Genomic DNA, 15,640 nt, shown 5'->3' with positions numbered 1-15,640 from the left:
TGAGATTGGAAAGAGTGTGATAGGGGCGTTCGGGGTTAGTCCTTGAAGAGCCGGGAGCTGCTGATTCGATTCAACAGAAACGATCCGCTCACCGGATAGGTGCGCGAGTTCGTCGTGACATTCCCTCCGCCACGGTCCACCAATCGCCCCAGCAGGGTGACCGTCTCGGAATAGTTGCCGACGAGCCGACTGGACCCTGCAGTGAGCGTTTCGAAATCATCCCCTGCAGCCGCGAACCCGAGCGCCAAGCGACGGTTCAGGGTGTACGACTCCTGACCCTGGGCCGACCGCTCCTTGAAGGTCGCATCCAAGTTGTCATGGTCGGGGTGATAGTTGTGGACGAATGGATTGTCCGCGTCGTCGAAATCCGAGGAAACCGGATCCGCCGTGGTCACGACGCTGTCGGGCAACATCTTTCCGTCACACCTCCACCCGCCGATGGCGCCGGAAGCCGGCAGATGGACGGCGCTGATGCGACGTGCGGTGGTCAGCCGCCCTGGGTCCAGCTGCTCCTGGCTGGTGGTCACGATCAGGTTGCTGGAGTTCTCGGCCTTGCCGTAGCCATGGTAGACCTGACGAAGCAGCCGGATGTTGGCACCATCGTCGTGAAGAATGAGACGGAGAGGAAACGGCCGGGCGACATCCTTCGAAGAAATTCGTCCGTCCTCCACATAGCGACCCTTGTTTGGCCCTCCCGAGATGAGGATCATTCCGGAATTGCTCTGCCACTGGTAGGTGACGCTCGGATCCAGTTGGGACACGATGCTGGCAAAGGCCGCAGCATTGGTGGCGCGTTTGTACTTCACCAAATCGGTATTCACTGCGTTGACGGTCGCCTGCCCGACCCAAAGCCCCTGTGTGGAGGCGACGATCGCGGAGACCGGCACGTCCACCTGGGAATGGTTCAGGGAATCGGTGAAACGCAGGATGCCAGCGTACAGGTCACCGGCGTTCCCAGTCATGGCGGAACGGTTAATACCTAGCACGACCTCGGTGGCCGAGCCTTCCCGGCCCTTCGGGCTCAGGGTCCACGACTGGGGTGTCAAGAGATTGGTGAAGGCATACTTCAACGTGGTCTGGTCACGCTCGCCTCGCACCAGCATAGGCATCAGGTCGGGCCGGATCGCCGTCTGTCCAGCCGGAGCACTCTCAGAGTTCAGCAGCTGGACGGTGACAACATTCGTCCGAGCCGTCACATTCCGCACGCGAATCCGCATTTGTCCGATCGAATCTCCAAACTCCACTCCCTTGCTCCCGGGGAGCTCCAGCTCAAAGGGGCCAAAGTAACGATTGAACGCGCCGTTGGCCCGAATCCACACCGCTTCACCTCGCACGAGCGTCTCGCTCGATGGATCAACCCGATAAGGATTGCTGTCCCCGAGCTCCCCGGTCGTGTAACGATAGATCTCTGCCTGCAACATGCCAGGCTGCTCCGATAGGAAGGCTTGATAGGTGGGTCCCTGACCCTGGATAACCGGGAGATCGAGGAAGTTTAGCCCGCTGCTCGTCCATTGATACTGAGGAGGCACAGGTTTGCCCTTGATGGCCCAGGTGGTGCTTGCCGCGTCATTGGCGAGTCGGACAAGATAGGCCGTATTGCCAACCAGTCGCTGGAGCTTTGAGGTCGCCGCTTGGGATCGTTTCCAGGTGATCCATTCGGTTCCCGAGTCCGAGGGAGTGGAAGGGGTGACAAGGAACTCAGCGGCGGAGGGAGTCACATTCCAAAGCCAAATCTCTTGGATGGGATTCGAAGCATCCCTCCCCACTAGATCCAGCAGGTTGGTGTGAGACAAGTCGACATGAAGATAGACGGCATTCCAGCCCGGTCTGAGCGGGAGATTCTGCGTGAGCCACTGGGCTTGACCCGCTAGAGCTGCGCCCAACCACACAACCAGGCAGCTCAGCCGGACAGGGAATGCGGAGCGCATCGTGCCCAAGAAGGCGTCACCACAGGCGGCACGAAGGATCGAGCGAAAGTTGATGGAATTTCTCGAGTTCATGGTTTCCGATAGAAGTAATAGGTGGGATCTGCGCTCAGTCGTTCGAGGGTCCCGACCGGCTGTGTTCCAGATCGGCCGCCAAAGACCAGGATCTCACGCCCAGTCCAGACGGCAGTGGCCTGGGTTCGCGCCAGCGGATCGCCTGCGCTCGTCAGCTGACGCCAGCGATGAGTCAACGGGTGATAGGCCCAGCCCGAAGCGAGCGGCCCGGAGGCATCCCCGCCGGCCACCAGAACCATTTCCGAACCGGTCCATGCAGCGGCATGGCCAATCCGACCGTCGGGGCCCCCGTCGCCAGGCAAGGATTCCCAGCTATCCGTCGCCAGGTCGTAAGACGCTCCCGCCTTAACGGGAGCGCCTTTCAGTTCTCCACCCCAGATCAGCATTTTCTTGCCAGTCCATAGCGCCGTATGTCCGGTGCGCGCCGCGGGTGAGCTCGCACCCCCCGGCAAGGGACGCCAGGTCGTTGGACGCCCCAGCGCATCGAAGCGCAATTCGGCTCCAGTTTGAAGAGCTCCAGTCGTTCCTTTGCCCCCCCAAATCAAAACCGAGGAGCCGGTCCAAACGGCGGTGGCGCCGCCACGCGCGGACGGAGCGCTGACCCCTCCGGGGAGCGAACTCCATTGCTGGCTAACCGGATCATACTGCCCACCATCGCCCAAATACCCCGAGGCGTTTCGACCTCCCCAGACGAGCATTCGCGTTCCCGTCCAAATTGCCAGATGGCCATCCCGTCCCGAAGGAGCATTCTCCACCGAGACCTTCGACCAGTGCTGATCTTCCGGCCGAAACACCCCGCCGGACTGCTCATAGCCGTCGCTTCCAAACCCACCCCACACGATCATGGACTGGCCGCCCCATACCGCGCTGTGACCCATGCGAGCAGTCGGAGCGTTCAACGGCGAAATCCGACGCCACACATCTTCGCCGGGACGATAGATCCCTCCAGACGCCAGGTAGGAGCCAAGGTCTTGAGTTCCCCCCCACACGATCATCGACTGCCCAGCCCAGACAGCGGAGTGACCTCGTCGTGGGGAGGGTGCTTCCTCGCCAGAACCCCTGGCCCAAGGTTGCGGTGAAAACTCAACGAAGGTCCGAAGCCCTTGAGCCTCCAAAGCTGGGTCGTTGGCAATCTCCGAGACCAGAACCAGCCCCGAGGGTAAGGGCGTACCTCCAGCGGATAGCTCTTCAAGCCGGGCTTGAATGGTGTCGATCTGCCCTCTCATGGCTGCCACTTGGTTGCTCAATTGAAGATTTTGGTCCTGCAAGGACTGAGGCAGCCGCTCAATCGCCAAGCGGCCAGTGGCGATTTTGGAGGCGTTGAGATTGGGGATTTGGGTCGGCCGAAGCGTACCGGTGATATTACTAGCGTCCAGCACCCCGGCTGCCAGTTTTGTTGAACTGATGGAACCATCAGGGACCTCGCTGGCCATCATGGCGTAGGCCACGGCGCCCAATCGCTGATCGGGCGTTACGGAGGCGAACGGCATCACTCCGTCACTGAACCAAACTCGAAGCAACATCGGGGAATTCGTAAACAGCCTCGCCGGAAATGCCGCCATGTTGGCGATCGTGGCATCTCCCAAAAAGACAGCGAAAGCGCCGCTTTTGACAGGCAACTCCACCGCTGCATCAGGCTGGCCGTCCCCATTGAAATCAGAAGCATTTTGCCAAAACACTTGAGCCGCGCCGGTGCTGATCAGGGCGAACTTAAACCGGCCGGCGCCTTCAAAACCAGTTCCACCCGTGAACACCCGTCCCTGATAGTGCAGCACCTGAGGCACCTCGGCTTGGAGACCCAGGGCAACAACCCAGGTAACCAGAACCCACGAGCAGATGGCTTGTAATTTGAGATACATTGGTTCCACCCATCACGTGCGTCGTTTCGTTTCGAAAGCGTCCAAATAAAATGAAACTATTTTCGATCCGTGGATTTCTGTGGGGAAGACGACCGATAGTGAACGCTCACGAAAGGAAACGAAGAGGGAGGGAAAAGGACCCGAATCCGATAGCCTCGCACGAAGGCACGAAGCTCCCCAAGGAGGGGATCGGATCGATGTAATCAGATGGCGTGGTCATAATGCAGCGTCCTTGGCTAGGTTGCCCGATCAACGCGCAGGTGCACGAGAGAGTTGCCGTGGCGTGAAGGAACAGCGGTGTCGTGCCACCGCGGTCCATAGGACGTCCTTCCCCCGGGTGACGTGCGAAGGGGGGTGGCTCTATGGAGCGCGGAGACATGTCGCCGCTTTCCTGCGCGTGGCGGCGTGGCTGGGGGGCTACTCTGAAAGGGCGCGCCGGAGGGGGAGCTGGCATGAAGGGAAAGCGGTGGCATGCGACGCGCAGTCCATAGCGCCGCATTCTCCTCCGCGCGTAATCATCCGAGTAAGGACGATTCTACAGGCGGCCAGGAACGGTTCCCCTCCTTCGTGAACTTCGTGCCTTAGTGCGAGGAATTCGGGCTGTCACGCTCACCGGAAGTTCGTTAGCTCCGCATGGAGCCAGGCGCGGGCGAAAGCCCAGTGTCGTCGAACTGTCGTTTCGGACAGATTGAGAGCCTGGCTGATCTCCTCGTGAGTCATGCCGGTGAAATACCGCAGCTTGACGATCTCGGCTTTCTCCGGCCATTCCTTGCCCAGCTTCTCGAGGGCTTCGTCCATGGCTAAGACCGTCTCATCCTTGTCCTGAGTGGCCACTTGAACATCCGTCAGGTCCACTCTCTCCAACTCTCCCCCATGACGGATGCGGTGCTTTTGCCGAGCCCGGTCCACTAGAATCCGTCGCATAGCTTCGGCTGCGGCAGCAAAAAAGTGATTGCGGCCGCTCCACACCCCTTGATCCTCGGAACCAACCAAACGCAACCAGGCTTCATGAACCAGCGCCGTGGCCTGCAAGGTTTGCCCTGGGGTTTCCCGAGCCATCTTGGCGGCGGCTAGTCGGCGCAACTCGCCATACACCAAGGGCAGCAGCTCTTCGCCCGCCTGAGAATTCCCAGCATCAATAGCCTTTAAAAGCTGAGTAATGTCGGACATGCCATCACCTTCTCTCGCGGAACACGGCTCTGGGCCGACCCAGAGCCACCCCGTGTAACCAAATGGGAAATATTCCCGCTCGGTGTTACTTGGCAACTTTACCGGTCAGTCCGACCTTGTTCAGAGCGGCCACCACTTCTTTCGGATTGAAAGCGCCAGTCACTTCGAACGATTCGGCACCCTTGGTCGCCGTATTGGCTTTGACGCCGCTCACCTTGGAGATCGCGTCATTAACCGCCGTGACACACTTGCCGCAGCACAGGTGCACGCCGGTCAATTTCAACGTTTGAACGTTCGCCTTCTTGGCGCCGCTCTTGGCCTTTACCTTGATTTCAGAGTCGCTGGAGGTGCCGAAATACCCGGCAGCGACGAGCGCCTCGACCGCTTTCTGGACCGTGGCGGCATCGGCCGCCTGGATGGTCACGGTACCCGCGTCCTTGTCCGTGGCGGAGGTAGCGCCAGTGACGCTCGCGACGGCCTTATCGGCGCCTTTCACGCAGCTACCACAGCAAAGATGGACTCCGGAGAGTTTAACGCTGGTCTCGGCGAAGGCGCTGAAAGCAACAACGGTGAGAAGGACAGTCGCGAAGGTGAGGGATTTAATCATAGATCTAGGCATGGTTGTCGCAAACGCAGCAAGAAACGGCAAGCTTCAAGAAACGAGGAATTGCCCACGGAACACGCGGATCACACGGAGAAAACCCGAAGGGTAGGATATGACTTGGTAGTTTTTGATTTCGGTCTTGGTCCGTGTGATCCGCATGATCCGTGGGCCAAAAGTCCCCTCCCCAGCTCATCACTCAAGTCAAAATCGGCTTCACCACGTGCCCGTGAACATCCGTCAGACGGAAATAGCGGCCCTGATACTTATAGGTCAGCTTCTCATGCTCCACGCCGAGCAGATGCATCATTGTCGCATGGAGATCGTGCACGTGAACGGGATTCTCGACGATGTTGTAGCCGTAATCATCGGTGGTCCCGTAGCTGGTGCCGCCCTTCACCCCGCCGCCGGCCATCCAGATGCTGAAGCAGCGCGGATGATGGTCGCGCCCATAGTTATTCCCCGACATTTTCCCCTGACAGTACGCGGTGCGCCCAAATTCCCCGCCCCAAACAACCAAGGTGTCGTCCAGCAATCCGCGTCGCTTCAGATCAACCACCAGCGCCGCGGACGCTTGGTCGGTCTGCCGACATTGCTTGGTGATTCCGCCCACCACGTCGCCATGCTGATCCCATCCCTGATGGAACAACTGCACGAATCGCACATCGCGCTCGATCAGCCGACGGGCCAGCAAGCAGTTCGCCGCATAGGTGCCGGGCGTTTTGCTATCCGGACCATACATGGCGAAAGTCGCCTCCGATTCCTGAGAAAAATCCGCCGCCTCCGGCACGCTGACCTGCATTCGAAACGCCATCTCGGCCTGCGCCACCCGCGCTTCGATCTCCGGATCCAGCTGCTGCCCCGCCTGATACCCATTCAACTGCCCGAGGGTGTCCAGCATGCGACGTCGTGTGTCGGTGGAAACGCCTTCCGGATTGGTGAGATACAGCACGGGCTCCTTGCCGGCCCGGAACTGCACCCCTTGATGCTCGCTGGGCAGGAAGCCGGCGCCCCAGAGCCGCGAGTAGAGCGGCTGGTCGCGCACGGCATTCTTGGACACCAAGACGATGAACGCGGGCAGGTTCTCGTTGAGACTGCCCAGTCCGTACGAAGCCCAAGCACCCATGGACGGACGTCCCGGGATCTGGCTGCCTGAACAAAAGAACGTGATGGCCGGATCGTGGTTAATCGCCTCGGTATGCAGGGTGCGAATCAAACAGATGTCATCGGAAATCTGCTGGGTGTACGGAAGCAAGTCCGAGATCTCCAAGCCTGAACGCCCATGCCGGGAGAATTCCGTGAACGAACCAGCCATCGGCAGGAAACTCTGATTCCCACTCATGGTCGAAAGCCGCTGATTGCCGATCACTTCCTTGGGCAATGGCTTCCCGTGCCCCGCTCGTAACACCGGCTTGAAATCGAAGGTTTCGAGATGCGAGGGGCCGCCCGATTGAAAAAGATAGATGACCCGCTTGGCCTTCGGCGCGACATGTGGCGAGCTGAGCACCCCGGGACTGGTGGCCAACACGCGATTCTCCGAGAGCTTCGCCATGGCCAGGGCGCCGAGACCCAGGCCGCTCCGGGCGAAAAAGTGGCGCCTGGTCTGTCGCAGCATGAAGTCAGGAGGCAGGAAGGGTGTGCTCATAATGTACTATCGATTGGTGAGAGCAGCATCGCTCACGAGCAGGGTGGAACAGACGACGGTCATCGAAGCAAAACCCGGATCCTCCTGGCCGCAAACCGCCTTCGCCCCCGGCAGATCCGTGGCATAGGTCGCTAATTGTTGCTCATACAGGGCTAGCAAGGACTTCATCTCGGGGGCCGCCGGCGGCCGCGATGTCAGCAGGAGGAAGGCTCGCTCCAACTGCTGCTTCGGACCGCCCGGTTGTTCGCGCCTGACCCGACGGGCCAGCTCGCGAGCGCACTCGAAATAGGCCTTGTCATTGAGAAACAGCAAAGGCTGCAAGGGGGTGTTGGTCGTCAGCCGACGCGGCTGGCAAGTCTCGCGACTGCCACCGTCCAGGGTGGTCATGCTCGGTGGCGGGGCGGTTCGCTTTCGGAACGTGTAGAGACTCCGACGATAAAGCCCGGCGCCAGTATCCGGCGTGTAGTCTCCACCAGAGGCCCCGGCCTCTGACCAGAGGCCCGGTGGCTGCCAGGGCTTGGCACTGGGCCCGCCCATCCGATCGACCAGCAATCCCGAGGCGAACAGCGCCTGATCCCGAATCGCCTCCCCCGACAACCGATAAGAGGGACCTCGCGACAGAAACCGATTGCCGGGATCTCGCTCTTTTTTCTCCGGCGTAGACGCGGACGACTGACGAAACGTGGCGCTCATCATGATTTGCTTCAGAAGCCGCTTCGTATCCCAACCGGTGTGGCTGAACTCGTAGGCCAAGCTATCCAGCAACTCGGGATGCGACGGCGGATCGCCCTGCGTCCCAAAGTTCTCCTGTGTCAACACAATGCCCGTCCCAAAGCACTGCATCCACAGGCGATTAACCGCCACTCGCGCTACCAATGGATTTTTCGGGTCGGTCATCCACCGCGCCAGCCCCAACCGGTTCCGTCCACCCTCGGCCCGGAACGGCATGATGTCCGACGGAGCCGCCGCCAACACCGGCCGCTTCAAGTCGGGCGACGCATAGTCGCCCCGTTGTAGAACGTGGAACTGCTTCGGATTCGGCGACTCCTTCATCGTCATGATCAGCGGCATGCGATGCAGATACTCATCCTCCAAATGCTTGAGGGCCGCGCTGACCTGTCGTCGCGCCGCGGCGCAGGGTTCATCGACGCGATTCAAGAAGTGCTCGCGCAGCAGCGCCTGCGCGACCCGATCACCCGTCCTGGCTTGCGCCAAGGTTTCCGCAAAAGCCGGGGCGTGTAGATGAGCTACCTCCAGCGCTGAAAGCGGCTGACGGAAGATCCTGATCTCGTCCATGAGTCCGCCCGCGAACCCGCGATCATCCCGCGGCCGGGCTCCCACTCGCATCATCTCCGTAAAGATGCTCTTGTCCAAGTGGTCGTGCAAAACCACGGTCGACGCCGCTTTCCCATCGCGATAGATCTTAAGGCCGGCGGCCCGTGAAGTGCCATCATACGTGACCGTGACATCCACCCATTGCTGGATCGGAAAATCGTCGGTCATCTCCACCGAAGCCGCGCAGCCAGGCCAGAGGTGGATGCAACTCCACCGGAGCTTGCCGTTCTCGAGCAGCAGCTCGAATCCGGAGGCATCCGAGGCGCACGCATACATGGCTGGCCCCGTATGCAGCAACACCGCACGGTCCTTCTTTTCCGGGCAGAAGAGCCGGACTGATATGCTCAGCGAATCGTGACGGGTGATGCCTTTGACCCCGTTCAACTGCAACACCGTATCGCCATCGAACTTCATGGCACCTTGGACGACACCCGGCACGGGTGCCAAAACCCCGGCCGACATCGTGGCGGAAGCAGCACCCGCCACCACATTGGTCAGTTTTCCCTCGACGATGGCATCGAGGGGAAAGTGATCCGAAGGGGCGGGCAAGCTTAGCTCCGCGGCCGAAGTCAGCCAGGCCGCAAAGGCCTCCGCACGCTCCGTACGGATGGCCGCAGCCTTGGCCCTCGCCGCCTTCAGGGCCGCTTCACGCTTCTTGGCCTCCGCCGCTTGTCCCGGTTCCAAAAGGCGCATGGAAGGCTCGGCGGCCGTGGTGTTGATCCCATACGGATACAGACCGCACTCATCGATCTGTCCGAACATCGCACACAGGCTGTAGTAATCGGCCTGGGGCAGCGGGTCATATTTATGATCATGACACTTGGAACATTCGAGGGTCAGCCCGAGAAAGGCGGTTCCCGCCGTGTGAACCCGATCCGAGATATACTCCTGGCGAAACTCTTGTTCGATGGAACCGCCCTCGTTGGTTTGGCGATGGAGCCGATTGAACATGGTGGCCAACTGCTGGTCCTGGGTGGCATCCGGGAGCAAATCGCCCGCGATTTGCCAGGTTAGGAATTGATCATAGGGCAGGTTGTCGTTGAAAGCCCGGATGACCCAATCCCGCCACGGCCACACAAAACCGTTGGGATCTCCCTGATAACCCATGGTGTCGGCGAAGCGCGCCACGTCCAACCAATCGGAAGCCATGCGCTCTCCGTAGCGGGGCGAGGCCAAAAGGGCATCCACTTGCTTTTCCCACGCTTGATCGGATCGATCCGCAGCAAAGGCCGCCAGTTGCTCGGCCGAAGGGGGGAGTCCGGTGAGGGCGAACGACGCCCGACGCAGCAAGGCACCCCGTTCAGCTTCCGGGTTGGGGGATAGATTCAGAGCCTCCAGCTTGGCCAGCACGAAACGATCGATCCCATTCTTAGGCCAGTCCTGGTTTTTGACCTGAGGAACCGCATGCCGCTCCGCCGCTCGGAATGCCCAGTGCTTGGAATAGGGCGCTCCCTCCACAATCCAACGCACGAGCGTCTCCTTCTCGCCGGTCGTCAGCGGACGATTGAGCTTGGAGGGAGGCATCTGGTCGTCCGGATCCGTTGTATGAATGCGCGAAACGAGCGCACTGGCGTTAGTATTTCCAGGAACGATCGCCCGCACACCGCTCTTCAGTGGCGCCGTCGCCCCTTCGAAGGTATCCAACCGCAATCCTGCCTCCCGCTTCTGGGAGTCAGGCCCGTGACAGGCATAGCACCGGTCAGACAGAATCGGACCTACATCGCGATTGAAGTCCAGCGGCCCGGACGCGGCATGGGCTGTGACGGCCAGACTTCCGAGAAGGAGGCCAGCCACTGCCCCTACGTCGATGGAATAGAAACGTCGATGCATGATCTCCCCTAAGGTCTAGCGTATCCACCCCACCGTGTCCACCCCGTACCCCCCTGGTTCAGACGGAGGTGATTCAACTTAAACCTGGGCGGGCTACAAGGGTAGGGAGAGACTCCGTCGAGCCCATGAACGCTAGGGTGGTGAAAGGATGGAAGGAGCCGCGGCGAGGAGCGCTGAAAAATGATCCAGATCGAAAGGCCCGCGTCGGGGCAGCGTTTCTTGTGTAGGAAAGCCTGAGGCATTTATGGGCTCAACAGAGTTTCGCCCTACCCCGCCGTGCGGACCGCGCGTGGCATGCCACCGTTCGCCTTCACACCCGAGCAAACCCTTTCGGTCGCCAACGGGACCGCGATCCGTTTGGCTTGTTCCGCTACGGCCGGTCGGATATGGTTTTGCTCAGGTGTGCGAAACCGAGAGTGGGGGTTGTGGTGAATTCTCCCTTTTGACGCACATGTCATGACGCCAGATGCGATGCTTTTAAACGACGTCCATTCACAGCTCAACCCGACGCGGGTGGCGCAGGTCGAACGGCCCACCAACTTGTCGGACTTGCGCGAGGCGGTCAGGCAGGCCAAACGTCGCGGCATGTCGCTGTCCATTGGCGGTGCCCGGCACGCCATGGGAGGACAGCAATTCGCCACCCACCAACTGCACGTGGACACGAGAGGTTTGAACCGCGTCTTGCAAACGGATGTCCAGCGCGGCTTGTTGCAAATCGAGGCGGGTGCTGACTGGCCCAGGATCATCTCCGCCGCTCACGAAATGGTGGCGCCTGATGGCCACAGATGGGCCATACGCCAGAAGCAAACGGGAGTGGATGAGGTGACGCTGGGTGGATCTATCTCGGCTAACGCCCATGGACGCGGTTTGTTAATGCAGCCGCTGGGAGCTGATATCGAAGACCTGACGCTGGTCGACGCCCATGGCGATCTGGTGGTCTGCAGCCGAAGCCAGAATGCCGAGTTGTTTTCGCTCGTGATTGGAGGATATGGCCTGTTCGGTTTGATCTACGCCGCCACCCTGAGGCTCGCGCCGCGACGACGGGTGCGTCGAGTCGTGGACATTCTCGATCTGGCCGATGCCATGAACGCGGTCTACCGACGCGTGAGAGAGGGTTGCCTCTATGGCGATTTCCAGTTCGTCATCGATCCCCACGATGCCAGTTTCCTACATCGCGGCGTGTTCGCGTGTTACGAGCCAATCGCCAGTCCAGATCTCGATCCAGTGGGGGCGGACAGCGCCGACTTACAGCCGGAAGCATGGTTACAGTTGCTCAAGCTAGCCCATGAGGACAAAGCCCAGGCTTTCCGACTCTATTCTCAGCACTATCTGAGTACCCATGGCTCCACCTACTGGTCGGACACCATGCAACTGGGAACTTACATCCCAAGCTATGCCGAGTTCCTGGAGAGTCTACGAGCGGCAGACGGGCCTCCTGGGCCGAAGGAGACACTGGTGATCGGCGAGCACTATGTGCCTCGCGATCAGATCGCCACGTTCATGGCCGAGGCCGCTCAGGTACTCAAGTCGCGAGGCGTTGAGGTGATCTATGGAACCATCCGCGCCATTCTGCGGGACGAGTCGAGCTTCCTAACGTGGGCCAAAGCCGACTATGCGTGCGTCATTTTTAACCTGCGAACACCTCATACTCCGGAGGGCAAGGCTCGAACCGCCGATGCCTTCCGCTCGTTGATCGACGCGGCTTTGAAACTCGGCGGGAGTTACTTCCTCACCTACCATAGATACGCCACCCGCGAGCAGGTCCTTCGCGCCTATCCGCAGTTCAAACTCTTCTTGGAACGCAAGCGGCACTTCGATCCGGAATGCCGCTTTACCAGTGACTGGTACCGCCACCACGTGGCGCTTATGGACGAGACCGCTCCGAGCGAAGCGTGATCCCTTCCAGGTCCGACCCGGCGGGCAGTCATGAGCCCCGCCGGATGCCAGTTACTTCTTCAGCTCGGGAGGAACCGGGGTGAACGATCGAAGTTCGATTCCGGCGGGAGTAAAGGCCCAGGTGTACACCGAGTGATGGAAATACTGAGCCACTTTGTCAAACGGCGGAAGCAACGAAAAGTCCACCCAGGACTTTAACGCGGAGCTGTCCTCATCCAGCCCCAAGCGACTGGCCAGCGGTGCTCCGGCGAGAAGATTCGCCAGCGTGCCCGACTCCTTTTTAAAGACCTCAAACTGGAGCCGCGCTGACTCCTTGAGGTTGGCGTAGCCAAAAGACCCGGTGCTGGTGCCACGCACTTTCTGCGCGTCCTCTGTCAATCCAGGGGCGGCACTCAGCGGCTTGGACTTCTGCTCGCTGCTGCGCAAGTACTCCTCCAGGATCCCATCCTCGTTGGCAATGACCAGATACCCGCCGCTGCTCACGAAGCTCAGGCTCTGCTTGCTTCCCGAAACGTTCAGACTGAAGACCTGGCGCCCCAGGAACTCCCGCTCCCGTTTGCCAGCCTGGGCAGGCATGAATGCAGTCAAAGTTTTCAAAGCCGCCATCAGCTGGTCGGCATTGCGTGCGCCGATCAGGTGGATCGACGGGCCGGAAGCAAGACCAGCCAGCGTCTTCTCAGCCGGAGCCTTGCTGTAGGAAATGTAATCGTCTCCGAGGTTCCCAATCAGGTTCTTGCGCAGATCAAAGTTTGGATCTTTCTCTTTACCCGTGGTCTCCATGATCAACTTGATGAAGCTGGCGCTCTGAGGGAACAGCTTCACCACCGTGGCTTCCAAGGTCTCGAATCCTTTAAGCCAATCGATGCGGGTGCGGCTGAACGACAGCACGTCCTGCGGAACAAAGGGCGGTGGGCTGGCATCCTTGGCTTCAAATCCCAGAATCTTGAGCAGTCCGACCCGCTCGCTTTCGGGAACCTCGATTCGCAAGTCGTGGAGGCTGCCCTCAGCGGAGGGACGCAAGCTAAACGCCAGCGAGCGCAGGCCCGCCAGTCCGGATCCATCGAGAATCTGAGCGGATGAAGGACCGGAATCGACGTTGCGACGACGCGCTCCGGCGTCGGGTTCCAACGCTTTCCTGACCATCCCGACAACTTCCTGCAGGTTGGCCCACACATAAAGGCTGGAGTCGCCGAACAGGGCACCCCGATGCGAAGCAAAGCTGGGAACTTCGGCTAGCGTGGAGCTGGAGGCACCGGCTTGCAATGACAGCACCTTCTCCAGGTGTGCGGGGATGTTGCCCAGCAATAGCAAGGACTCGCTCTGGCCCACATACCACTCATAGCCCGCCACCGCTGTCTTGCCGGATTCCTTCTCGTCGGCCTCCTTGTCCTCTTGCTTCTCTTTGGCCAGATCCTTGTCTTCCTCCTGGTCCTGACCCTGGGGCTTGGGAAATACGTCCTGCAACGCCTTATCCAACTCGGCCGGCGTGAACATCAAGGCGGTGAACTCCACCCCGCGGATGGTCTCGGTCTTGAGCTTCTTTCCAGCATCCACCCACTTCTTCCGCAGGTCAGCCAAGGACTTCTTGAGCAGCTCGGCCTTGGAATCGGAGTCCATGATGAACACGAATGGCTGCAAGGATCCGTCCTTGGCGTCCGCCGCCTGACTCATGAAAGCCAGGGTCATCTGGCCCTGGGCCAATTCGGCGTAGTCGGCAAACTTGATGCCGAACTGCTGCTCGAGTTTGACCACCACATCGCTCTTCCACTTGGCAGACAGCTTGTCGACCATGGGCTTCATGGCGGGATCCTGCAGAAACCGCCACACGGGGTCGTTGGTGGAGGCCGCGTTGAACTTGACGTAATCGGGAACCGAGAGCACGGCCAAGGTCGAAGCGGGAAGCAGTTTATCCGGAGGAGGTGCCGCCGCCGAAGCCAGCCGGACCGGGCCGAACGCGACGAGGCCAAAGGCCAGGGTGAGCGGAAGCGACGCCGTAAGACGGCCAATAAAAGTGCAAGGCATAGTGACGGTCACCTGAGTTGAGTTGAGCGCATGAGCGATCTGTTCATGGAGTCTATCGACACTGGATCAACCCCCTTTATCCTTCTTTGTTGCAGGGGTTTTGCCGGAGGTCTGGGGATGTCGAGGGGGTTCGAGATAGCGAAAGGGATTGCTGGGATTGTCGTTGTCGTAGGAAAAGGCATCCCGGTGATCCAAAAAATACTTGAGCCGCTCGGACGGGATCGCGAAGGCCAGACCCTCCCCCACCGAGATCTTCATGTTGGTGACTCCTACGACCTCGCCTCGCAGGTTAAACAGCGGGCCGCCACTGTTACCGGGGTTGATCTGGGTGGTGGTTTGCAGAAAGAGCTCACCCTGCATCTCACGTGCTTTCACACTCACAATCCCTTCAGTCACCGTTCGTTCGAGTCCCAACGGACTCCCGATGGCAAACACCCGTTCTCCCTGTCCCAAAGCATCCGAGCTGCCGATCAGGATCGGTTTGAACTTGGGCTTGGGGGAAGCATCATCCTCAATTCGCAGCAGAGCGAGGTCGTGGAACTTGTTGAGCGCGATAATCTTGACCTTCTTGTAGGGCCGTCGCTCCAGAGGACCGCCGGCGTCCTGATGATAAACCTCCACCGAAATCTGGGTTTCTCCTTCAATCACGTGAAAGTTCGTAATGAGATAACCGTCCTCATTGAGAATAAAGCCTGAGCCCAGCCCCCCCGGAGTGCGCACCTGCACCACTGATTCACCCAGTTCTTTGGACCATTCCCGAACCGCGCGCTCGGGCGGCGGAACCTTGGCGGTGAAGTAAGTCTGGCCCACCGATTCGATGGCGACCGGGGCCGGAGCGCCCGATCCCTTGGCGTCAGCATCGGGGGTGATCTTCGTGATGTGCGTGCGGGGGATGGTGAGTGCCGTAAAGCCGACATCAACCACCACATAGTCTGGCTTCTCGTTTAGCAGCTTCCCCGTAACCGAGGCACCTTCTTTAAGCTGAACGACATCCCAGGCCGAAGCATGGATCGCACACAGGCAACAGGCCCATCCGTAAGCCAGTCGATTTGACATGTTCAAGACAGTAGGGGCAGCGAGCGTGGATGACAACTGTCGTTTCTCAGCCCGATCGCAACGTCCGAGAAGCACGATTCCCCTCTGGACCGCGGTGGCACGACCTAAGCATTACCCACAAGTTCTTCGACCAAATGTTAGAATCCCAAAGGGATTCCGCCTCAAAGCCCAGGGTTGGCGCGACGCAGGAGCGCCTACCCTGGGTTAGTCGTTGTTTTCTCACAAC

The 15,640-nt window shown here is 59.9% G+C and carries 9 protein-coding genes; 1 reads left to right on the top strand and 8 read right to left on the bottom strand.

The window, feature by feature from the left end; translation table 11 throughout:
* Nucleotides 1-35: 35 nt before the first annotated feature.
* The 6 genes from JNN07_14705 to JNN07_14680 all read right to left on the bottom strand — a co-directional run bounded on the left by JNN07_14705 (nt 36) and on the right by JNN07_14680 (nt 10,440).
* Complete coding sequence (locus JNN07_14705) at nt 36-2,000, bottom strand: hypothetical protein (protein MBL9168988.1); 1,965 nt, start codon at nt 1,998-2,000, stop codon at nt 36-38.
* A complete protein-coding gene (locus JNN07_14700) occupies nt 1,997-3,859 on the bottom strand; it encodes a hypothetical protein (GenBank protein MBL9168987.1) in 1,863 nt (620 codons plus the stop codon). The genes JNN07_14705 and JNN07_14700 overlap by 4 nt, the downstream gene beginning before the upstream one ends.
* A gap of 609 nt (nt 3,860-4,468) precedes the next feature.
* Nucleotides 4,469-5,029 carry a sigma-70 family RNA polymerase sigma factor gene (locus JNN07_14695; GenBank protein MBL9168986.1) on the bottom strand — a complete coding sequence of 187 codons (561 nt, stop codon included), beginning with the start codon at nt 5,027-5,029 and terminating at the stop codon, nt 4,469-4,471.
* An 85-nt stretch (nt 5,030-5,114) separates the two neighbouring features.
* Complete coding sequence (locus tag JNN07_14690) at nt 5,115-5,636, bottom strand: hypothetical protein (GenBank protein ID MBL9168985.1); 522 nt, start codon at nt 5,634-5,636, stop codon at nt 5,115-5,117.
* Nucleotides 5,637-5,829: 193 nt separating this feature from the next.
* The gene (locus tag JNN07_14685) at nt 5,830-7,275 is read right to left on the bottom strand and encodes a DUF1501 domain-containing protein (GenBank protein MBL9168984.1); all 1,446 of its coding nucleotides are present in this window, start codon (nt 7,273-7,275) and stop codon (nt 5,830-5,832) included.
* A gap of 6 nt (nt 7,276-7,281) precedes the next feature.
* Entirely contained in the window at nt 7,282-10,440 is a 3,159-nt protein-coding gene (locus tag JNN07_14680) for a DUF1553 domain-containing protein (GenBank protein ID MBL9168983.1), read from the bottom strand.
* A gap of 456 nt (nt 10,441-10,896) precedes the next feature.
* Between JNN07_14680 and JNN07_14675 the strand changes: the two genes are divergently transcribed.
* Nucleotides 10,897-12,336, top strand: coding sequence for an FAD-binding oxidoreductase (locus JNN07_14675; GenBank protein MBL9168982.1), 1,440 nt, complete (start codon nt 10,897-10,899; stop codon nt 12,334-12,336).
* 51 nt (nt 12,337-12,387) lie between these two features.
* Here the strand turns inward: JNN07_14675 and JNN07_14670 are convergent, their stop codons facing one another.
* On the bottom strand, nt 12,388-14,358 hold the full coding sequence (locus JNN07_14670) for a hypothetical protein (GenBank protein MBL9168981.1): 1,971 nt from the start codon (nt 14,356-14,358) through the stop codon (nt 12,388-12,390).
* Between the two features lie 66 nt (nt 14,359-14,424).
* Entirely contained in the window at nt 14,425-15,414 is a 990-nt protein-coding gene (locus JNN07_14665; protein ID MBL9168980.1) for a trypsin-like peptidase domain-containing protein, read from the bottom strand.
* Nucleotides 15,415-15,640: the final 226 nt, after the last annotated feature.

This window comes from Verrucomicrobiales bacterium (assembly GCA_016793885.1).
Lineage (GTDB): Bacteria > Verrucomicrobiota > Verrucomicrobiia > Limisphaerales > UBA11320 > UBA11320.
The sequence above is the reverse complement of the archived record's forward strand: the minus strand, read 5'-3'. Positions and strand labels throughout refer to the sequence as shown.